Here is an 18,067-nt window from a genome sequence, read left to right as displayed (position 1 = left end):
GGACGAGCGCCGCTCGCTGCCGCAAAGGAGCGCCCGCGCCGGTTTAGCTCAGCTGGTAGAGCAGCGGTTTTGTAAACCGAAGGTCGCGGGTTCGATTCCTGCAACCGGCACCACTTCCTCGATCCCTCGCGTGAAATGTTGGCGCGGCGCCTGCTTGGCGTTGTGCGGCGCAGCAACTTCTTCCAGCCTCGCGGTCGCGACGATCTGGGAGGGGACGAATTGACGAAGCTGGCTGGGATCATGTCCCTGCGTCTGGCTGGGGCGCTGGTGGGGGTCGCCGCCATTAGCTCGCCCGCAAGGGCGGCTCTCCTCGCCGCTCCCATCCCCGACAAGGGCGACACCGCCTGGGTGCTGGTCAGCGCCGCCCTCGTCCTGCTGATGTCGGTCCCCGGCCTGGCGCTCTTCTATGGCGGCCTCGTCCGGGCCAAGAACATGCTGTCGGTGCTGATGCAGGTGCTGACCATCGTCGCTTTGTCGGCGCTGGCCTGGGTCGGCTGGGGCTACAGCCTCGCCTTCACCAGCGGCAATGCGGTCGTCGGCGGGCTGTCCAAGGCCTTCTTCGCGGGGATCGGACCGGGCAGCGTCGCGGCCACCTTCTCCAATGGCGTGGTCATTCCCGAATATGCCTATGCGGTGTTCCAGATGACCTTCGCCTGCATCACGCCGGCGCTGATCGTCGGCGCCTTCGCCGAGCGCATCCGTTTCTGGCCGCTGATGCTGTTCGTGCTGCTGTGGCTGACCATCGTCTATTATCCGCTGGCCCACATGGTCTGGTACTGGGCCGGGCCCGATGCGCTCGCCGCCAGTCCCGGGGACATGGGCCTGCTGTTCGGCTGGGGCGCGCTCGACTTCGCCGGCGGGACCGTCGTCCACATCAATGCCGGGATCGCCGGTCTCGTCGGCTGCCTCGTGCTCGGCAAGCGGATCGGCTTCGCCACCGAGCCGATGCCACCGCATTCGCTGGTCATGACCATGATCGGCGCGTCCCTGCTGTGGGTCGGCTGGTTCGGCTTCAATGCGGGCTCGGCGCTCGAGGCGAACGGGATCGCCGCGCTCGCCTTCGTCAATACATTGGTCGCGGCCGCCGCCGCCGCGCTCGCCTGGGCGGGGATCGAGCAGGCACTCCACGGCAAGTCGTCGCTCCTCGGCGCGGCGACCGGCGCGGTCGCAGGCCTGGTCGCGATCACTCCCGCTGCCGGTTTCGCCGCGCCGGGGCCGTCGATCCTGCTCGGAGCGGTGGCATCGGCCGTATGCTTCCTGTTTGTCGCGCGGGTGAAGAGCCGGCTCGGCTTCGACGACAGCCTCGACGTCTTCGGGGTGCATTGCGTCGGCGGGATCGTGGGTGCGCTCGGCACCGCGATCGTCGCCGCGCCGGCGCTCGGCGGACAGGGAACGATCGACTACAGCGTCGTCCCGGCGGTGCCCGCCGCCTACGACATGGCCGCGCAGGTCGTGATCCAGGCCAAGGCGATCGCCTTCACCCTCGCCTGGTCGGGAGGGCTGTCAGCCCTGCTGTTCCTCGGGATCGACCGCCTGGTCGGGCTTCGGGTCGCCCGCGACGCGGAGCGCGAGGGGCTCGACATCAGCGCGCATGGTGAGCGCGCCTACCATCTCTGAGGCATGAGAGGTGGGGGCGGAGGCAAGCTCCGCCCCTCGCTCGTCAGGCGGCGCGGGGGAGCGCCACTTCGCTGTTGCTGGCTTCCGTCTCGGCGGCGGGCGCATCGACGGCCACCTGCGTGACCTTGTCCGGGAAGAAGCTGCGGCTGACAAAGGCGAGCACGCCCAGCGCCAGGTAGATTCCGACCATCAGGAACGGCGCGAAGATGATTCCGCTCGCCAGCGGGATGCGGAGGAAGTTGGGATTGAAGCCGAGGTCGTGCCCAAGCGCCTCGCAGACACCCAGGATGGTGTCGTTGCGGAAGGCGACATTGTTGCGAAAATAATCGGCGCTCGGAAGCAACTTCATCTCAGATCTCCTGTCCGCACGGCCACAAGGCGCGGCGCTTGCAAGGACAGATGCACCTTTCGTGCCATCCAACCTTTTGCCTTGTCGTCCAGGGACTTGGGGCTGCAAGCGGCGTTGGTGGTCGCCGGCTCTTCCCTCCTATGTTGGGAATCTCTCCCAACCTTTAAAGGGCCGTTCGCCCGACGCGCGGCGGGCCTCGACCAACGGACCCGACGCGGATCGGACCAAGAGGTCGCTAGACGGTGGCTCCATGGCTGTCGGCCAGCCGGATCCGCGGCGCGGTCAGCGGAAGCGGGTATTTGTTGCCCGCGGCACAGTTGAACAGCAGCACCCTTTCGTCGCGACCGACCAGTCCGCGCTCGAGCGCGGCGCGCCAGCCGGCCAGTACCGCGCCGCCTTCGGGGCAGAGCAGCAGCCCGTCGTCGCGCGCGGCATCATGCACCGCCGCAAGGATCGCCTCCTCCTCGACCGCGATCGCGAAGCCACCGCTTTCACGAACCGCGCGAAGGATCAGGAAGTCACCCACCGCCTTGGGCACGCGGATCCCCGTCGCCACCGTGGCCGGCTGCTCCCAGCGCTCGGCGAACTCGTCCCCCTGTTCGAAGGCGCGGACCATCGGCGCGCAACCGGTCGCCTGCACCGCCACCATCCGTGGCCGCTCGGGCCCGATCAGCCCGACGGCTTCCAGCTCGGCGAACGCCTTCCACATGCCGATCAGCCCGGTCCCGCCGCCGGTCGGATAAAAGATGACGTCGGGCAGCTCCCAGCCATATTGCTCGGCAAGCTCGAGCCCCATCACCTTCTTGCCCTCGGCGCGATAAGGCTCCTTGAGGGTCGAGACGTCGAACCAGCGGCCGGCGGCCGCGCCCTCCCCGACCAGCCGCCCGCATTCGTCGATCTGGCCGTCGGCGATGAGCACCCGAGCACCATAGGCCTCGGCCTCGGCGACATTCACCGCGGGCGTCTCCTCGGGACAGATCACCGTCGCCGCCATGCCCGCCGCAGCCGCATAGGCCGCCAGCGCCGCGCCCGCATTGCCGTTGGTCGGCAGCGCCAGCGCCTCGATCCCGAAATTGCGCGCCATGCTCACCGCCATCGCCAGTCCGCGCGCCTTGAAGGAGCCGGTCGGAAGCCGCCCTTCGTCCTTGACCAGCAACGGCCGCGCGCCGGCCTTCGCCGACAGCCGGTCGAGCGGGAGCAAAGGGGTCTCGATCTCGCCGAGCGTCACTGGCTCGGCGCCAAGCGGAAGCGGCAGCAGCTCGCGCCACTTCCACATGCCGGGCGCGCGCGCCGCCAGGATCTCACGGCTGAGTGCCTCGCCGACCGCATCGAGATCGTAGCGGACCAGCAGGGGGCGCCCCGCCTTGCTGAGGTTGTGCACCTCGCCGGCGGCATAATGCTCGCCTGTCAGCGAGCATTCGAGATGGGTCACGAAGGAAGGAAGGCGATTGGTCATGCCCCTCCCTAACCGCGCCGCGACCAATCGCACCCTCCTTTCGACGAGCGGTCCGGAGACGGTTTGCGATGATGTATCATCCGCTCTACATGCCGACCAAATTTTGCCGGAGTATTCATGATCACTGCCCTTGCCGCCGTTCTCGCTGCCCAGGCCGCGCCTCTGCCTGTCGCCTCCGCGGAGCCTCAGCCGGCCCCGGCCTCGCCGCGGGTCAGCGACCATGATGCCGCGCAGAACGGCGCGATCGTCGTCACGGGCATTCGCCGTAACCGCGAGGACGTGCTCGGCGGAGTCTCGGTCCTTTCCTCCGAAGAACTCGAGCGCGAGCTTCGCCCGACCATCGGCGAGACGCTTCAGCGCCAGCCCGGGGTGAGCGCGACCAGCTTCGGCCCCAATGCCAGCCGCCCGATCATCCGCGGCCTCGGCGGCGAGCGCGTCCGGGTCCTGACCGACGGGATCGGCAGCCTCGACGTTTCGACCTCCAGCGTCGACCATGCGGTGGCGATCAACCCGCTGACCGCCGACCGGATCGAGGTGCTTCGTGGCCCTGCGGCGCTGCTGTTCGGAAGCTCGGCGATCGGCGGCGTGGTGAACGTCATCGATTCGCGCATCCCGCGCAGCGTTCCGGAAGCTCCGCTCCACATCGACGCGCTCGGGACCCTTGCGGCCGCCGCCGACGAGCGCTCGCTCAACGCCCGCGTCGACGTTCCGCTCGGCAGCAACTTCGTGCTCCACGGCGACGGCAGCTGGCTCAAGACCGGCGACCTTCGAACCGGCGGCTACATTCTCTCGCGCGACCTTCGCGAGGAAGCCGCGGCCAGCGCCGATCCCGACATCCGCGCGCTTGCCGACCTCAAGGGCACGCTGCCCAACTCGGCCGCCAAGTCCCGCGAACTCGCCGGCGGCCTCGCCTACATCGACGGCGGCTTCAACATCGGCGCGTCGGTCAGCCGCCTCGACAATCTCTACGGCGTCCCGGTCCGCTACTCGCTCGATCCTGGCGGCGAGGCCGAGGAAGTGCGGCTCGACATCGCCCAGACCCGCTACGACGTCCGCGCCGAGGTGCCGGTCGGCGGCTTCATCGACCAGCTCCGTTTCCGTGGCGGCGCGGTCCGCTATCGCCATGACGAACTGGAGGAGACGGGCGAGATCGGCACGACCTTCCGCAGCCGCGGCGAGGAAGCCCGGCTCGAGGCCGTCCAGCGCACCCCCGCCAGCGGCTGGGGCGGCGGCTTCGGAGTGCAATATCTCGATCGCCGCGTGTCGGTCGTCGGCGAGGAGAAGTATCTGCCCGTGAACCGCCAGCGCCAGCTCGGCATCTTCGCCTTGCAGAACTTCACCACGGGTCCGTTCCGGCTCGAAGCCGGTGCTCGGGTCGAGCGCAGCCGCCAGACCGCCGAGGCCGATATCGACCTTGGCAGTCCCGCTCAGCGCCGCAGCTTCACCGCGCTCTCGGGCTCGGTCGGGGGCAGCGTCGAGGTTGCCGCGGCGACCCGGCTCGGCCTCAACCTCTCCTATTCCGAGCGCGCCCCGTCGAACGACGAGCTTTACGCCAACGGCCCCCACGCGGGCACGCAGGCCTTCGAGATCGGCAATCCCGACTTCGACAAGGAGCGCAGCCTGTCGGTCGAGGCGAGCCTTCGCCGGACGAGCGGTCCGCTGACCTTCGGCGTCAACCTGTTCCACACCCGCTTCGCCGACTTCGTCTATCTCGCGCCGACCGGCGACATCGAGGACGACCTGCCGGTCTACCGCTACGATCAGGCCGGGGCGCGGCTGACCGGCTTCGAGATCGAGACGAGGGCGCAGGCCGGCACGCTGGCCGGCATCGACTGGACGGTCGAGGCGCAGGCCGATTACGTCCGGGCGACGGTCAAGGGGTTCGGTCCGGCCCCCGCCATTCCGCCGCTCCGCCTGCTCGGCGGGATCGAAGGCAAGCGCGGCGCAGTCGACGGGCGGCTCGAGGTCGAGCACAGCTTTGCGCAGAACCGCAACGCGCCGATCGAGACGGAGACGAACGGCTTCACCCTGGTCAATGCGGCGGTGAACTGGCGGCCGCTCCAGGATCGGCCCGAGCTGTCACTGGGGCTGCAGGCCAACAATCTGTTCGATGTGGAGGCGCGGCGCCACGCCAGCCTGCTCAAGGATTATGCGCCGCTCGCCGGGCGGGACTTTCGTCTGACCGCCCGGTTGGACTTCTAGCCTTAGAGGTCGATCCCGGCGGCGATGGCTTCGAGCTTGCGGACCCGCTCCTTGAGGTCCGCCAGCTCGATCCGGCCGCCCGCCGGCGAGGCGGTGGGTTCGTCCTGCCGCGGGCTTCCGCTGGCGAGCTCGAGCTTCTTCAGTTCGAGCCAGCCATGCCAGCCCTTGAGGGTGAAGCCGGCCGCGAGGGCCAGGGCCAGCAGCCCGAACAGGCCGCTGGCGAGGATGGCGGTGAGGGACATCATGCCTTCTCCGAACGGAGCGCCTCGATCTCACGGGCGAGGTCGGCGCTCGAGCTGTCGTTGAGGTGGTGGTCGATCGCCATCAGCCGGCGGTCGGTCTGGTCGAGCCGCTCGCGCAGGTCCTTGACGCTGCTGCCGCGCGGGCTGTCTTCCATCCGCTCATAGTCCCGGCGGCGGTTCGACTTGCTCGCCGCCACCGCGCCGATCACGCCGCACACGAAGTAGGCCAGCAGCGCCTGCGTGATGGTTACGAAGGTCAGCAGCGGGATGGCGACCCACGCGATCCGGACGAAGGTCGGATCGATCCTCAGCAGGTTGCCGATGCCCGAGCAGACGCCGAGCAGCTTGCGATCGCGGGTGTTGAGGCGGAAGTCAGACAGGCGGTTCATCGGAAGCGATCCTTGGACGGAAGCGCGATCAGCGCTTGATGATCGAGAAGAAGCTCTGCAGCGTCCCGGCCAGCCAGATGTCGACGGTGTCGAGGATCTGGAGCACCGGGCCGAGCTCGGCCGGCTTGGCACCGATCGGCCCGACATATTCGAGCCGTGACTGGTGCCGGATCAGGCCCTGCTCAAGCATGGACGATGACCGGGACCGGGGCCGAGGCGACGGCGGTCGCCGGGGCGATGGCGGAGCCGACCGCGATGCTGCTCACCAGCAGGGCGGCAAGGGCGGCGGTCAGACTGGACTTGATGGTCATTTCTCTCTCCTGAAACTCTCGGGCCGGCCGTTGCCGGTCATGCCGTTCATTATGCAGCAAGCGTGCCAGTGGCTGTTTTCAGCCAATCTTGCTTCTGAGGAGGCGTTGGCGAGACCGTTGTTGGGACTTTTGCCCATATCGTCTGGCGGCTTTTCCCAAGCGATCGTCGGGAACCGCATGCCGGGTCGGTGAGTAGACGAAACGAACTGTTTTCACGCGAAAGGATCAACACATGCTTGGCAAGATCGCTGGCGCCCTTCTCGGACGCCGCCTCGCCGGTCGCAACGACGGACTGAAGGGCGCGCTGCTCGGCGCCGCGGGCGCGCGCCTGGCCGCCCGTGGCTTCGGCCCGCTCGGGACCGCGCTCGCGGTCGGCTATGGCGCGAAGAAGCTCTACGAGTGGAATCGCGACCGCCGGACCAGCCCGAGCTACCCGCGCTCGGCAACCCCGAGCCAGCGCTCGACCCGCACGCACGGCGCCTGAGGGAAAAGCAAAGACAAGAAAAGGCGGCATCCCTCCCGGGGTGCCGCCTTTTTCATGTCTCGCTGATGGGTGTGGAAGGCAGGCGATCCTGCCCACCCGCAACCGCGCCCTAGTCGGCCTTCTCGTCGCCGGCGTCCTCGCCCGCTCCCGCGGCCGGGCGCTCGTAATAGGGCTCCACCGTTCCCTTGAGCTTGATCGTCATCGGGTTGCCGAAGCGGTCGCGGCTCTTGCCCGCGGCGACCTTGATCCAGCCTTCCGACACCGAATATTCCTCGACGTTGGTCTTCTCGACCCCGTTGAAGCGGATGCCGACGCCGCGCTCGAGCTTCTCCTGGTCGAAGTGCGGGCTGCGCGGGTCGAGGCTGAGGTGGTCGGGCGGAGTGTCGTTGATCTCGGTCATGGGCGCGGCCCTGCCAAGCGTCTGCCGCCGGGTCAACCATGCCCCTGTTGATACGCCCGCCGCCCCGCTCTAAGCGCTGCCGGCAATGGATATTCCTTCATCCGATCCCCGCCGCAACGCGCCGCGCCTCGCGCTGCACGTGCCCGAGCCGGCCTATCGTCCGGGCGACGCGCCCGATTTCTCGAACGTGACCGTGCCGCCCGCGGGAAGCGCGCCACGTCCGGATTCGTCCGCGCCGGCCCGCGACACGCATCCGCTGGTCGACCATCTCGTCCGTGTGCTCGACGAGGATGGCCGGGCGGTCGGGCCATGGGATCCGCGCCTGTCGCCCGACACGATGCGCAAGATGCTCGCCGACATGGTCACCGTCCGCGTGTTCGACGACCGCATGTACCGCGCCCAGCGCCAGGGGAAGACCAGCTTCTACATGAAGTGCACCGGGGAGGAGGCGATCGCGGTCGCCGCCGCCACCGCGCTCGATTCCGAGGACATGTGCTTCCCGACCTATCGCCAGCAGGGCCTGCTGGTGGCGCGCGGCTATCCGCTCGTCGACATGATGTGCCAGATCTACTCGAACGCCGGCGACAAGCTTCACGGCCGCCAGCTTCCGATCATGTATTCGGACAAGCCGCACGGCTTCTTCTCGATCTCGGGCAACCTCGGCACGCAATATCCGCAGGCCGTCGGCTGGGCGATGGCGTCGGCGATCAAGGGCGACAGCCGGATCGCGATGGGCTGGATCGGCGAAGGCGCCACCGCCGAGGGCGACTTCCACTCCGCGCTCACCTTCGCCGCGGTTTACCAGGCACCGGTGATCCTCGCGGTGGTCAACAATCAGTGGGCGATCTCGAGCTTCTCGGGCATCGCCGGGTCCGAGCAGGCGACCTTTGCCGCCCGCGCGGTCGGCTACGGGGTCGCCGGCATGCGCGTCGACGGCAATGACGCGCTGGCCGTCTACGCCGCGGTCCGCTGGGCGTCCGAGCGCGCCCGCGCCAATGCCGGGCCGACCCTGATCGAGTTCTTCACCTACCGCGCCGAGGGCCACAGCACCTCGGACGACCCGACCGGCTACCGCCCGGCCGGCGAGGCGCAGGCCTGGCCGCTCGGCGATCCCGTCGAGCGCCTCAAGGCGCACCTCATCGGCCTCGGCGAATGGGACGAGGAACGCCATGCCGCGCTCGTCAAGCAGGCCGATGCCGGTGTCCGCGCCGCGCAGAAGGCGGCCGAGGCACAGGGCATCCTGCCCGGCCAGGGCTTCGACCGGATCGGCTCGATGTTCGAGGACGTCTATGCCGACACTCCGTGGCACCTTGCCGAGCAGCGCGACACCGCGCTCGGCGAAGCCCGCACCTACCTCGGCCGGGACGCAAGCTAGATGCCGACACGCAACATGATCGAGGCGATCAACGACGCCCACCGCGTGATGATGGCGCGCGACCCCGACATCGTCGTCTTCGGCGAGGACGTCGGCTATTTCGGCGGCGTGTTCCGCGCCACCGCCGGCCTCCAGCAGGAGTTCGGCAAGGAACGCTGCTTCGACGCGCCGATCAGCGAGGGCGGGATCGTCGGGACCGCGGTCGGCATGGCCGCCTACGGCCTCAAGCCCGTCATCGAGATCCAGTTCGCCGACTATATCTACCCCGGCTACGACCAGATCGTCTCCGAGGTCGCCCGGATGCGCTATCGCACAGCGGGCGAGTGGACCATGCCGATGGTCATCCGCTCGCCCTACGGCGGCGGCATCTTCGGCGGCCAGACCCATAGCCAGAGCCCCGAGGCTTTGTTCACCCACGTCGCGGGTCTGAAGGTGGTCATCCCCTCGACCCCGCACGACGCCAAGGGCCTGCTGATCGCCGCGATCGAGGATCCGGACCCGGTCCTCTTCTTCGAGCCCAAGCGCATCTACAACGGACCCTTCGACGGCCACCACGACAAGCCGGTGAAGCCCTGGTCGAAGCATGCCGACAGCGAGGTGCCCGACGGCCATTACACCGTGCCGCTCGGCAAGGCGCGGATCGTGCGGCCCGGCAACGACCTCACCGTCCTCGCCTACGGCACGATGGTCCACGTCGCGCTCGCCGCGGTCGAGGAGAATGGGATCGACGCCGAGGTCATCGACCTGCGCACTCTGCTCCCGCTCGACATCGACACGATCGAGGAGAGCGTCAGGAAGACCGGCCGCTGCCTCGTGGTCCAGGAAGCGACCAGGACCAGCGGCTTCGTGTCCGAGCTGGTGACCCTCGTCCAGGAGCGCTGCTTCTACCATCTGGAGGCGCCGGTCGGGCGCGTGACCGGCTGGGACACGCCCTACCCGCACGCTTACGAGTGGATCTACTTCCCCGGCCCGATCCGGATGAAACAGGCTCTAGAAAAGGTCATGGCAGACTGATGGCGACCTACAAGTTCAAGCTTCCCGACATCGGCGAAGGCATTGCCGAGGCCGAGATCGTCGCCTGGCACATCAAGGTCGGCGACCGGGTCGAGGAAGACCAGCAGCTCGCCGACATGATGACCGACAAGGCGACCGTGGAGATGGAATCGCCCGTCGCCGGCACCGTCACCAAGCTCGCGGGCGAGGTCGGCGACCAAATCGCGATCGGCTCGGTGCTGGTCGAGATCGAGACCGAAAGCGCTGCCGAAGCTCCGGCCGAAGCCGAGGAAGTGCCGCTCGCCGACGGCGCCGCGGTGCCGACCCAGGCGCAGGAAGAGGCCAATCCGACGCTCGAGGTGGCCGATACTCCCCTCCCGCCTGCGGGAGGGGAAGAGCCGCGCAGCGGCGAAGGGGAGGGCCTGTCCGCGCCCGCTCCCACAAGCCCTCCCCCTGCCCCTCCCGCAGGCGGGCGGGGAGAGAAGATCCTCACCACCCCCGCCGTCCGGGCCCGCGCCCGCGACCTCGGGATCGACCTCACGCAGGTGAAGCACCAGGGCGAGCACATCCGTCACGCCGACCTCGACGCCTGGCTCCTCTACAATGGTGGCCAGGTCTCGGGTCGCTCGACCCCGCTCCGCCAGGACGAGCAGATCAAGGTCGTCGGCCTGCGCCGCAAGATCGCGGAGAACATGCAGGCCGCCAAGCGCCGCATCCCGCACTTCGCCCTCGTCGAGGAGTTTGACGTCACCGCGCTGGAGGAAACCCGCGCGATGATGAATCGCGATCGCGGTTCGAACCCCAAGCTGACCCTGCTTCCGTTCCTGATCACCGCGCTAAGCAAGGCGCTGGCCGATTTCCCGATGATCAACGCCACCTATGACGACGAGGCGAACGTCATCACCCGCCACGGCAGTGTTCACATGGGCATGGCCGCGCAGACCCCGAACGGGCTGATGGTGCCCGTGATCCGCAACGCCGAGCGGCTGTCGGTCTGGCAGCTCGCCAGCGAGGTCGCTCGCCTGTCGGACGCCGCCAAGACCGGCAAGGCGACCCGCGAGGAGCTGTCGAACCCGACCTTCACCATCAGCTCGCTCGGGCCGATGGGCGGGATCACCTCGACCCCCGTCATCTCCCCGCCCCAGGTCGCGACCATCGCGGTCAACAAGGTCGAGGAGAAGGTGGTGCCGGTCAATGGCGAGCTCGAGATCCGCAAGCGGATGAACCTTTCGCTCTCCTGTGATCACCGGGTCGTCGACGGCTGGGACGCCGCGACCTTCCTCCAGGCATTGAAGCCCCTGATCGAAAACCCGCTGCGGCTGCTGGCATGAGCCTGCGGAGGATGGCCAAGTCGGCGTCCTCCGCATCGAGCTTCCGTACGCTCACCGCCGTCCTGCTGCTGGCCTTGGCCAGCTGCGACGGCCCAGCCACTGTCACCCTGCCGCAGAGCCCTCCGGCGGACGGCGGCCAACGGGTCACACTGACCAGCTACATCTCGGACGATGCCGGCCTCCTCTCCGCTTCCGACCGCAGGCACATCACTGCCCGCCTGCGCGAATGGGAGCAGAAGACGAACCACCAGATGGTCGTCGCCACCGTTACCGACACTGGCGGTCAGGAAATTGCTGCATTCACCCGCGATTGGGCGAACGCCCGTGGCGTCGGTCGCAAGGGACATGACGACGGCATCGTGCTGCTCATCTCCCCCAACCAGCAGGTCGCGCGCCTCGCTGTCGGCAAGGGCCTCGAAGCGAGGCTTGCGACGCCGCCGCGAAGAAGATCATGGATGGCGAGATCGTCCCCTATTTCGCCCGCAACGAGTGGCTGAACGGCATCGACGCCGGCATCACTGCGGTCATCGAAAAAGTCGGCTGAGCCAGCCTACTGCCGCGCATAGGCATCGTGGAACGCCCGCCGCGACTCGCGCTCATACTGTTCAGCGGCACGATCGAAAGTTGCATTGATGTCGGGCATGTTGGCCACGATCGCGCTGCTCAGTTCCTTGTAGGTCCGGCGGCGATCGAACGGCCGCCCTTCAAAATCGGAACTGATGGCTTCGCGCATGTTGGCGAGGTAGAGCCGCTTGATCTCTGGTTTCTTCTCCAGCCGTCTTTCGACGTTTCCAAACGGCCCCTCCTTTGTCCCCTGAAGGTCGAGCTTCATCTGCGTGCCGGCGCTTTCCGGAGTGAGGTCGGCGAGGAAGCGCATCACTTCCTCATCCTTCCGCCTGACGATCCAGCGCACCTGCGTGCCTGAAGCCTCGGGTTCGATCTCGACCGGATTGGAACCGAACATGTCGGAGGGCACCTCGACCTCGAGCAGCCGCTGCTGCACTTCGGCAAGTGGGAGTGCAACGACGTCCGGCTCGTCACGCCCGCTACAGGCCGCCAGCAGCAGCGCAGACGCGATCAGCAAGCTCCGACCGATCATCGTTCGTACTCCCCGCCCTTCTGCCCGCGGCGGAAACGAAAGCCGCTCTCCATCGACCCCCGCTGCACGTTGCAGACTCCGTTATTTTCCTTGACGTCGGTCTTGTTGAGGAAGCTGTAGTCATGCTTGCGCTGTTCAAGCGTGGCGTCGACCAGCTCCGTGATCGCAGGCCGGAGCGGCTGCAGGAACAACGGCCGAACCAGTTCGGTCGTCCCGCTGTAACTTTCCTTGCCGTTCGAATCCTTGCTGACCTCGACGTCGACCTTGGTCTTGCCCGGCCCGACCTCGGTCAGCCGCGCGGTGAAGTAGAAGACGTCCATGCCGTCCGTGCTTACCCACCAGGTCACGGCATTGCCGCCGCCGCCCGGGGTTATGGCCAGCAGAACGCCGCACTGGCGCTGATATTTGAATTCGGTGAGGTCGGCGGCAAGCAGCCGCTTCGACGCTTCGGCGATCGGTAGGTCGTAGACATTGGCTTCGGGAGTGGCGCACCCCGCGATCCCGCACGCCAGAACCACGGCCATCGACGCCTTGCGCATGCTGACTCCCAACCCCCTTCGAGCAGCGGAGGGCGTAGCCGAGCATCACTAAGAAATGTTTGTCACCTGGACGGCGGAGAGGCCAGCAAGCCTCTCCGCCGTCATGAAGCGTGCCTGCAGCTTAGCGTGCGACGGTGCGGCGCGAGCCGTCGATGCTGAATCGGCCGGGCCCTGCGAAGACGAGGTAGAGGAAGACGAAGCAGTAGAGCACGGCTGCGTCGCCGCCATTATTCACCGGGAAGAAATTCTGCGGCGCATGGGCCATGAAATAGGCCGCGGCCATCGTTCCCGAGGCGATGAACGCCGCCGGCCGGGTGAACAGGCCGAGCGTGATGAGCAGGCCGGTGACGAGTTCGATGATGCCGGCATAGGCACCCGGATTGTCGAGCGCGAGGCCCGAACCCGCGCGCTCCCCGCCCGGGAAGGACAGGAACTTCTGCGTCCCGTGGGCCAGGAACAGCAGCCCTGTCATGATCCGCAGCACCCCGAGCATCAGGGGCGCGGAGGCGCTGAGTTTGTCGTTGGTCATGGAGTTCCCCTGTTGGTTGATACTCAAGCCGCCAGCTTCTCGGTGTCGCCGAGCGCCTGGGCAAGGCTGGTTTCGCGCTGCTCGGGCCCGATGGCAATGCCGTCGGCCGCGACGAACTCAGGCTCGATGCCGATAAAGCCGAAGACTCCGCGCAGATAGGTCTCGGTATGCTCGAGCGCGCTTGCCGGCGAATCCGCGCCGTAGAAGCCGCCGCGCGCCAGTGCGATGATCACGCGCTTGCCGCCGGCCAGCCCCTCGGGACCGTTCTCGGTGTAGCGGAAGGTCTTGCCCGCAACGAGGATCCGGTCGAGCCAGCTCTTGAGCTGGGTCGGGATCGTGAAATTGTACATCGGCGCACCGATGACGACCGTGTCGGCGGCGAGGAACTCGTCGAGCACGCTCGGGTCGGCGAAGGCGTCGAGAGTCAGGTGACTGATCGGCGCGGCGACGAGGTCGCGCTGGATGACCTCGGTGCCGGGGCCTGCATTGGCGAGACGCTCGACGATCGACCGGCTGAGGATTCGGCTGACGCTGTTGTCGCCCGTGATGCTGCTGTCCAGGTGAAGGATGGTGGCCATTGTCTCTCCAGTCACAAATGATTACCTAGACACCATAGGTAACCAACCCGCCGCGCAAAAAAAGACGGCACATGAAGGGTATCAGGGCACATGCATGATACTGGTTTGGCGGAAGCATCGGGGCTCAAGGCCGCGGGTTGCCGCAACGTCACCCCGGTTCTCAATCGCATCGGCGACAAGTGGTCGGTGCTGATCGTGATGATCCTCGCCCGCCGTGCGCATCGCTTCAACGAGCTGAAGCGCGAAATCGACGGGATCAGCCAGCGGATGCTGACGCTGACCTTGCGCGGCCTCGAACGCGACGGCCTCGTCGACCGCTCGGTCGAGCCGACGGTTCCGCCGCGCGTCACCTATTCGCTGACCGAGCTTGGCCAGAGCCTGATCGAGCCGGTCGAGGCGCTCGGCCGCTGGGCGTTCGCCCACATCGACTGCATCCGCGCCGCCCAGCAGCGCTTCGATGCGGCGATCGACGCGGACGTCCCGGCGCAGGCCGGGGCTCCGGGAGCTTTGCGGGCGATCGCCTGAGAACGCGCCTTCGCCGGGACGACGGTTGCTGCTAGGCCGCGCCCATGCCGACCGATCTCGCCGCCCTTGCGACCCTCGAAGAACGCCTCCGCTTCCTCGCTTCTTGGATCATCCACCACGCCAACCACGTCCGCGACAGCAATGACGGGCTGAAGGTCGGCGGGCACCAGGCCTCGAGCGCCTCGATGAGCGCGATCCTGACCGCCCTCTACTTCGACGCGCTCGGGCCCAACGACCGGGTCGCGGTCAAGCCGCACGCCGGCCCCGTCCTTCACGCCATCCATTATCTGCTCGGCGGGCAGGACCAGGCGACGCTGGAGAACTTCCGCGGCTTCGGCGGCGCGCAAAGCTATCCCAGCCGGACCAAGGACCGGATCCCGGTCGACTTCTCCACCGGCTCGGTCGGCCTCGGGGTCGCCATCACTTTGTTCGCCAGCCTCGTCCAGGACTGGCTCTCCGCCCGCGACGCGCTCCCGCAGGACAAGCGCGGGCGCTTCGTGGCGCTGATGGGCGATGCCGAGCTCGACGAGGGCAACATCTACGAGGCGCTGATCGAGGGCCACAAGCACGACGTCCGCAACCTGTGGTGGATCGTCGACTACAATCGCCAGAGCCTCGACGCGACCAGCGCCGACCGCATGTTCGAGCGGTTCGACGACATCTTCCGGACCTGCGGCTGGCGGGTGGTCGAGCTTCGCCACGGCAAGAAGCTCACCGCAGCGCTGGGGTCCGCCCCGATAATCAGGGAATGGCTCGAAGCCCTTCCCAATGCCGACCACAGCGCGCTCCTCTACCAGGGCGGCGCGGCTTGGCGGGCACGCGTGCAGAAGGACCTCGGCGATAGTGCAGCGCCCTTCCTCGCGGCCCATGACGACGACCAGCTCGCGACCCTCTTCAGCGACCTCGGCGGCCACTGCATGGCGAGCCTCACCGAGGCCTTCGCCGCGGCGCGGGACGATGTCCCCACCGTCTTCATCGCCTGGACCGTCAAGGGCTACGGCCTGCCCTTCGCCGGCCACAAGGACAATCATGCGGGCCTGATGAACCCGACCCAGTTCGCCGCCTATCGCGACGGGCTCGGCATCGCCGAGGGACAGGAATGGTCCCCGCTCGATGCGCTCGGCGGCAATGCCCGCGCCGGCGTCGAAGCCCTCATCGACGGGACCAAAGTCCGGCGTTCCAAGGAGCCACGCAACTTCACCAGCTGGGCCGTCCCGCCCCTTCCCACCCCCTCGGGCGAGGAACAGAGCACGCAGGCCGCCTTCGGCCGAATCCTCCTCGACCTCGCCAAGTCGGGGCACCCGCTCGCCGACCGGATCCTGACCACCTCGCCCGACGTCACCGTCTCGACCAACCTCGGCGCCTTCGTGAACAGTCGCGGGCTGTTTCACCGCCGCGGCATCAAGGACGTGTTCGCCGAAGCCAGGATCCCTTCCGCGCAGAAATGGGCGGCGAAAGACGCCGGCCAGCATGTCGAGCTCGGGATCGCCGAGTCCAACCTCTTCCTGATGCTCGCCGCCGCAGGCCTGTCGGGCGACCTCTTCGGTCATCGCCTCGCGCCCATCGGCACGCTCTACGATCCGTTTATTGCCCGCGGTCTCGATAGCCTCAACTACGGCTGCTACCAGGATGCCCGCTTCCTCCTCGTCGCCACCCCGTCAGGCCTGACCCTCGGGCCCGAGGGCGGCGCGCACCAGTCGATCAACCCGCCGCTGATCGCCTTGGGCCAGCCAGGCCTGCGCCACTACGAGCCTGCCTTCGCCGACGAGCTGGCGCTGTTCATGGGCGAGGCATTCCGCCTGATCGACGACCCGCAGGGCGAATCGACCTACCTCCGCCTCTCGACCCGCAACGTCCGCCAGCTGGAGCGTGCGTCCGACGACTGGCAGTCCGACGCACTCGCCGGCGGCTACTGGCTGCGCGAGCCCGCAGGCGACTGCGCGATCGTCGCAATGGGCGCGGTGATGCCCGAGGCGCTCGCCGCCTGGGAGGAGCTCTCCGCCGACCTTCCCGGGCTCGGTCTGCTGTCGGTCACCAGCCCCAATCTCCTTCATCGCGGCTGGAGCCAGGGGCAGGCGACCCGATGGTCTGGCGCGCGCAGCCCGAGCCATGTCGAGACCCTGCTGTCGAAGCTCGGACCCGGCGGCCGGCTGGTCACCCTGTGCGATGCCGCGCCCGCCTCGCTTTCATGGCTCGGCGGCGTGGTCGGCCAGCGCGTCGCCCCGCTCGGGGTCGATCGCTTCGGCCAGACCGGAAGCCTCGCCGACCTCTATGCCGAATACAGGCTCGACGGCGAGGCGATCACCGAAGCCGTGGCGGAGTTGCTCATCCCCTGAGGCGGTCCTAAGCGTGGCCCATGCCCGGACGCTTCTTTGACGAGTGGGAGGTCGGCCATTCGGTCGCCCACGCCCTCCGCCGCACGGTCACCGAGACCGACAATCTGCTGATCTCGACGCTGACCCACAACCCGCAACCGCTGCACCTCGACGCCGAGGCCGCCGCGGCGACCGAGTTCGGTCGGATCCTCGTCAACAGCTGCTTCACCTTCAGTCTGCTGGTCGGCGCCTCGGTCGCCGACACGACCGAGGGCGTGCTCGTCGCCAACCTCGGCTTCGATGAGGTGCGCCTGCCCTCGCCCGTCTTCATCGGCGACACAATTCATTTCGAGAGCGAGTGCGTGGCGCTCCGCCCCAGCAACTCGCGCCCGACCGCCGGCCTCGTCACCTGGGCGCATCGCGCGATCAACCAGCGCGGCGAGACCGTTTGCACGATGAAGCGCACCGCGCTCATCAGCAAGCGCCCCGCCCAATGAGCCGCGAGCCGCGCAGCTGGCTGTTCGTCCCCGCCGACAGCGAGAAGAAGATCGCCCGAGCGCTCGAAAGCGCCGCCGACGCCCTCATCTTCGACCTTGAGGACAGCGTGGCCCCGTCCGAAAAGGCGCGCGCCCGCGACATCCTTAGAGGGCTCCCCGCGCGCTCGGGAGGTCCGCAATGGTGGGTCCGGATCAATCCGCTGCGGACCGAGGAGCATCGCCTCGACCTCGAGCTGCTCGGCTCGGCGGACATCCACGGCCTCGTCCTCCCCAAGGCCGAGAGCGGCGCCGACATCACCGAGCTTGCGCACCGCACCGGCTCGATCCCGATCCACGCCATCGTCACCGAGACCGCCGCCTCGCTGTTCGGCCTGCTCTCCTATCGCGACGTGCCCTCCTCCCCGCTGGCTGCCATGAGCTGGGGCGCCGAGGACCTGTCCGCCGCGCTCGGAGCCGCTTCCAAGACGGACGGCAAGGGCCGGCTTACCTTCCCCTATCAGCTCGCCCGGACCCTCTGCCTCGCGGGTGCCACCGCCGCCGGGGTGCAGCCGATCGACGGGGTCTTCGCCGACTTTCGCGACGAGCCCGGCCTGATCGACGAGGCGCTCGATGCCGCCCGCGACGGCTTCACCGGCAAGCTCGCCATCCACCCCGCGCAGGTCGCTCCGATCAACGCGGCCTTCACCCCGACCGACGAACAGATCCTTCACGCGCGTTCGATCGTTGATGCCTTTGCCGCCGATCCCTCGGCTGGAGTGTTGAGCGTGAACGGCCGAATGGTCGACAAACCCCACCTCATCCAGGCCCGGCGAACGCTGGACCGCGCAGGAGACTGA

22 protein-coding genes and 1 tRNA gene are annotated in these 18,067 nt (G+C 67.9%); 12 read left to right on the top strand and 11 right to left on the bottom strand.

The window, feature by feature from the left end; genetic code table 11:
* Positions 1 to 37: 37 nt before the first annotated feature.
* Positions 38 to 113: transfer RNA gene (locus ABD727_RS04335), tRNA-Thr, on the top strand.
* Positions 114 to 240: 127 nt separating this feature from the next.
* Entirely contained in the window at positions 241 to 1,617 is a 1,377-nt protein-coding gene (locus ABD727_RS04330) for an ammonium transporter (RefSeq protein WP_344706153.1), read from the top strand.
* Between the two features lie 43 nt (positions 1,618 to 1,660).
* Here the strand turns inward: ABD727_RS04330 and ABD727_RS04325 are convergent, their stop codons facing one another.
* The gene (locus ABD727_RS04325) at positions 1,661 to 1,966 is read right to left on the bottom strand and encodes a PspC domain-containing protein (protein WP_344706152.1); all 306 of its coding nucleotides are present in this window, start codon (positions 1,964 to 1,966) and stop codon (positions 1,661 to 1,663) included.
* Positions 1,967 to 2,201: 235 nt separating this feature from the next.
* Positions 2,202 to 3,422, bottom strand: coding sequence for a threonine synthase (locus ABD727_RS04320; RefSeq protein WP_344706151.1), 1,221 nt, complete (start codon positions 3,420 to 3,422; stop codon positions 2,202 to 2,204).
* 117 nt (positions 3,423 to 3,539) lie between these two features.
* Between ABD727_RS04320 and ABD727_RS04315 the strand changes: the two genes are divergently transcribed.
* Positions 3,540 to 5,624 (top strand): TonB-dependent receptor, encoded by a 2,085-nt coding sequence (locus ABD727_RS04315; RefSeq protein WP_344706149.1) that lies wholly within the window; start codon positions 3,540 to 3,542, stop codon positions 5,622 to 5,624.
* Between the two features lie 2 nt (positions 5,625 to 5,626).
* Here ABD727_RS04315 and ABD727_RS04310 read toward each other — a convergent pair whose 3' ends face one another.
* The 4 genes from ABD727_RS04310 to ABD727_RS04295 are packed head-to-tail and all read right to left on the bottom strand — an operon-like array spanning position 5,627 to position 6,566.
* Complete coding sequence (locus tag ABD727_RS04310) at positions 5,627 to 5,869, bottom strand: hypothetical protein (RefSeq protein ID WP_344706148.1); 243 nt, start codon at positions 5,867 to 5,869, stop codon at positions 5,627 to 5,629.
* Complete coding sequence (locus ABD727_RS04305; RefSeq protein ID WP_344706147.1) at positions 5,866 to 6,255, bottom strand: PspC domain-containing protein; 390 nt, start codon at positions 6,253 to 6,255, stop codon at positions 5,866 to 5,868. The genes ABD727_RS04310 and ABD727_RS04305 overlap by 4 nt, the downstream gene beginning before the upstream one ends.
* A gap of 28 nt (positions 6,256 to 6,283) precedes the next feature.
* The gene (locus ABD727_RS04300; RefSeq protein ID WP_344706146.1) at positions 6,284 to 6,445 is read right to left on the bottom strand and encodes a hypothetical protein; all 162 of its coding nucleotides are present in this window, start codon (positions 6,443 to 6,445) and stop codon (positions 6,284 to 6,286) included.
* Positions 6,438 to 6,566: a hypothetical protein gene (locus ABD727_RS04295; protein WP_344706145.1), complete on the bottom strand. Its 129-nt coding sequence runs from the start codon at positions 6,564 to 6,566 to the stop codon at positions 6,438 to 6,440. The genes ABD727_RS04300 and ABD727_RS04295 overlap by 8 nt, the downstream gene beginning before the upstream one ends.
* A gap of 232 nt (positions 6,567 to 6,798) precedes the next feature.
* Here ABD727_RS04295 and ABD727_RS04290 point away from each other — a divergent pair, with 232 nt between their 5' ends.
* Positions 6,799 to 7,050, top strand: a complete 252-nt coding sequence (locus ABD727_RS04290) for a hypothetical protein (RefSeq protein WP_344706144.1) — start codon at positions 6,799 to 6,801, stop codon at positions 7,048 to 7,050.
* A 109-nt stretch (positions 7,051 to 7,159) separates the two neighbouring features.
* On the opposite strand, the gene ABD727_RS04285 is transcribed toward ABD727_RS04290, so the two are convergent.
* Positions 7,160 to 7,441, bottom strand: a complete 282-nt coding sequence (locus ABD727_RS04285) for a DUF3297 family protein (RefSeq protein ID WP_344708025.1) — start codon at positions 7,439 to 7,441, stop codon at positions 7,160 to 7,162.
* Positions 7,442 to 7,535: 94 nt separating this feature from the next.
* Between ABD727_RS04285 and ABD727_RS04280 the strand changes: the two genes are divergently transcribed.
* The 4 genes from ABD727_RS04280 to ABD727_RS04265 are packed head-to-tail and all read left to right on the top strand — an operon-like array spanning position 7,536 to position 11,646.
* Positions 7,536 to 8,825, top strand: a complete 1,290-nt coding sequence (locus ABD727_RS04280; protein WP_344706143.1) for a thiamine pyrophosphate-dependent enzyme — start codon at positions 7,536 to 7,538, stop codon at positions 8,823 to 8,825.
* On the top strand, positions 8,826 to 9,839 hold the full coding sequence (locus ABD727_RS04275; RefSeq protein ID WP_344706142.1) for an alpha-ketoacid dehydrogenase subunit beta: 1,014 nt from the start codon (positions 8,826 to 8,828) through the stop codon (positions 9,837 to 9,839). It abuts the gene before it with no gap.
* Complete coding sequence (locus ABD727_RS04270; RefSeq protein ID WP_344706141.1) at positions 9,839 to 11,149, top strand: dihydrolipoamide acetyltransferase family protein; 1,311 nt, start codon at positions 9,839 to 9,841, stop codon at positions 11,147 to 11,149. The genes ABD727_RS04275 and ABD727_RS04270 overlap by 1 nt, the downstream gene beginning before the upstream one ends.
* Positions 11,146 to 11,646: a TPM domain-containing protein gene (locus tag ABD727_RS04265; RefSeq protein WP_344706140.1), complete on the top strand. Its 501-nt coding sequence runs from the start codon at positions 11,146 to 11,148 to the stop codon at positions 11,644 to 11,646. The genes ABD727_RS04270 and ABD727_RS04265 overlap by 4 nt, the downstream gene beginning before the upstream one ends.
* 53 nt (positions 11,647 to 11,699) lie before the next feature.
* Here ABD727_RS04265 and ABD727_RS04260 read toward each other — a convergent pair whose 3' ends face one another.
* From ABD727_RS04260 to ABD727_RS04245, 4 genes are all read right to left on the bottom strand, one after another.
* Complete coding sequence (locus ABD727_RS04260; protein ID WP_344706138.1) at positions 11,700 to 12,248, bottom strand: hypothetical protein; 549 nt, start codon at positions 12,246 to 12,248, stop codon at positions 11,700 to 11,702.
* The gene (locus ABD727_RS04255) at positions 12,245 to 12,787 is read right to left on the bottom strand and encodes a hypothetical protein (RefSeq protein WP_344706137.1); all 543 of its coding nucleotides are present in this window, start codon (positions 12,785 to 12,787) and stop codon (positions 12,245 to 12,247) included. Before ABD727_RS04255 ends, ABD727_RS04260 begins: the two co-directional genes overlap by 4 nt.
* A gap of 121 nt (positions 12,788 to 12,908) precedes the next feature.
* Entirely contained in the window at positions 12,909 to 13,316 is a 408-nt protein-coding gene (locus ABD727_RS04250) for a DoxX family protein (protein WP_344706136.1), read from the bottom strand.
* A gap of 23 nt (positions 13,317 to 13,339) precedes the next feature.
* Entirely contained in the window at positions 13,340 to 13,894 is a 555-nt protein-coding gene (locus tag ABD727_RS04245; protein ID WP_344706135.1) for an FMN-dependent NADH-azoreductase, read from the bottom strand.
* A gap of 90 nt (positions 13,895 to 13,984) precedes the next feature.
* Between ABD727_RS04245 and ABD727_RS04240 the strand changes: the two genes are divergently transcribed.
* Genes ABD727_RS04240 through ABD727_RS04225 form a run of 4 tightly spaced genes read left to right on the top strand, consistent with a single transcriptional unit; the run spans position 13,985 to position 18,067 of the window.
* Positions 13,985 to 14,419 (top strand): winged helix-turn-helix transcriptional regulator, encoded by a 435-nt coding sequence (locus ABD727_RS04240; RefSeq protein WP_344706134.1) that lies wholly within the window; start codon positions 13,985 to 13,987, stop codon positions 14,417 to 14,419.
* A 44-nt stretch (positions 14,420 to 14,463) separates the two neighbouring features.
* A complete protein-coding gene (locus ABD727_RS04235; RefSeq protein WP_344706133.1) occupies positions 14,464 to 16,755 on the top strand; it encodes a transketolase in 2,292 nt (763 codons plus the stop codon).
* 20 nt (positions 16,756 to 16,775) lie between these two features.
* Complete coding sequence (locus ABD727_RS04230; RefSeq protein ID WP_344706132.1) at positions 16,776 to 17,231, top strand: MaoC family dehydratase; 456 nt, start codon at positions 16,776 to 16,778, stop codon at positions 17,229 to 17,231.
* Complete coding sequence (locus ABD727_RS04225) at positions 17,228 to 18,067, top strand: HpcH/HpaI aldolase/citrate lyase family protein (RefSeq protein WP_344706130.1); 840 nt, start codon at positions 17,228 to 17,230, stop codon at positions 18,065 to 18,067. The genes ABD727_RS04230 and ABD727_RS04225 overlap by 4 nt, the downstream gene beginning before the upstream one ends.

The organism is Sphingomonas swuensis (assembly GCF_039538045.1).
Taxonomy (GTDB): Bacteria; Pseudomonadota; Alphaproteobacteria; order Sphingomonadales; family Sphingomonadaceae; genus Sphingomicrobium; species Sphingomicrobium swuense.
This window is presented reverse-complemented; position numbering and strand designations above follow the sequence as displayed.

Coding starts and splice junctions, on each gene's coding strand:
- ABD727_RS04245 (WP_344706135.1), bottom strand. CDS start 13,894: ATGGCCACCATCCTTCACCTGGACAGCAGCATCACGGGCGACAACAGC.
- ABD727_RS04295 (WP_344706145.1), bottom strand. CDS start 6,566: ATGACCATCAAGTCCAGTCTGACCGCCGCCCTTGCCGCCCTGCTGGTG.
- ABD727_RS04290 (WP_344706144.1), top strand. CDS start 6,799: ATGCTTGGCAAGATCGCTGGCGCCCTTCTCGGACGCCGCCTCGCCGGT.
- ABD727_RS04320 (WP_344706151.1), bottom strand. CDS start 3,422: ATGACCAATCGCCTTCCTTCCTTCGTGACCCATCTCGAATGCTCGCTG.
- ABD727_RS04310 (WP_344706148.1), bottom strand. CDS start 5,869: ATGATGTCCCTCACCGCCATCCTCGCCAGCGGCCTGTTCGGGCTGCTG.
- ABD727_RS04275 (WP_344706142.1), top strand. CDS start 8,826: ATGCCGACACGCAACATGATCGAGGCGATCAACGACGCCCACCGCGTG.
- ABD727_RS04225 (WP_344706130.1), top strand. CDS start 17,228: ATGAGCCGCGAGCCGCGCAGCTGGCTGTTCGTCCCCGCCGACAGCGAG.
- ABD727_RS04235 (WP_344706133.1), top strand. CDS start 14,464: ATGCCGACCGATCTCGCCGCCCTTGCGACCCTCGAAGAACGCCTCCGC.
- ABD727_RS04325 (WP_344706152.1), bottom strand. CDS start 1,966: ATGAAGTTGCTTCCGAGCGCCGATTATTTTCGCAACAATGTCGCCTTC.
- ABD727_RS04330 (WP_344706153.1), top strand. CDS start 241: ATGTCCCTGCGTCTGGCTGGGGCGCTGGTGGGGGTCGCCGCCATTAGC.
- ABD727_RS04230 (WP_344706132.1), top strand. CDS start 16,776: ATGCCCGGACGCTTCTTTGACGAGTGGGAGGTCGGCCATTCGGTCGCC.
- ABD727_RS04315 (WP_344706149.1), top strand. CDS start 3,540: ATGATCACTGCCCTTGCCGCCGTTCTCGCTGCCCAGGCCGCGCCTCTG.
- ABD727_RS04300 (WP_344706146.1), bottom strand. CDS start 6,445: ATGCTTGAGCAGGGCCTGATCCGGCACCAGTCACGGCTCGAATATGTC.
- ABD727_RS04270 (WP_344706141.1), top strand. CDS start 9,839: ATGGCGACCTACAAGTTCAAGCTTCCCGACATCGGCGAAGGCATTGCC.
- ABD727_RS04265 (WP_344706140.1), top strand. CDS start 11,146: ATGAGCCTGCGGAGGATGGCCAAGTCGGCGTCCTCCGCATCGAGCTTC.
- ABD727_RS04255 (WP_344706137.1), bottom strand. CDS start 12,787: ATGCGCAAGGCGTCGATGGCCGTGGTTCTGGCGTGCGGGATCGCGGGG.
- ABD727_RS04305 (WP_344706147.1), bottom strand. CDS start 6,255: ATGAACCGCCTGTCTGACTTCCGCCTCAACACCCGCGATCGCAAGCTG.
- ABD727_RS04250 (WP_344706136.1), bottom strand. CDS start 13,316: ATGACCAACGACAAACTCAGCGCCTCCGCGCCCCTGATGCTCGGGGTG.
- ABD727_RS04240 (WP_344706134.1), top strand. CDS start 13,985: ATGCATGATACTGGTTTGGCGGAAGCATCGGGGCTCAAGGCCGCGGGT.
- ABD727_RS04260 (WP_344706138.1), bottom strand. CDS start 12,248: ATGATCGGTCGGAGCTTGCTGATCGCGTCTGCGCTGCTGCTGGCGGCC.
- ABD727_RS04280 (WP_344706143.1), top strand. CDS start 7,536: ATGGATATTCCTTCATCCGATCCCCGCCGCAACGCGCCGCGCCTCGCG.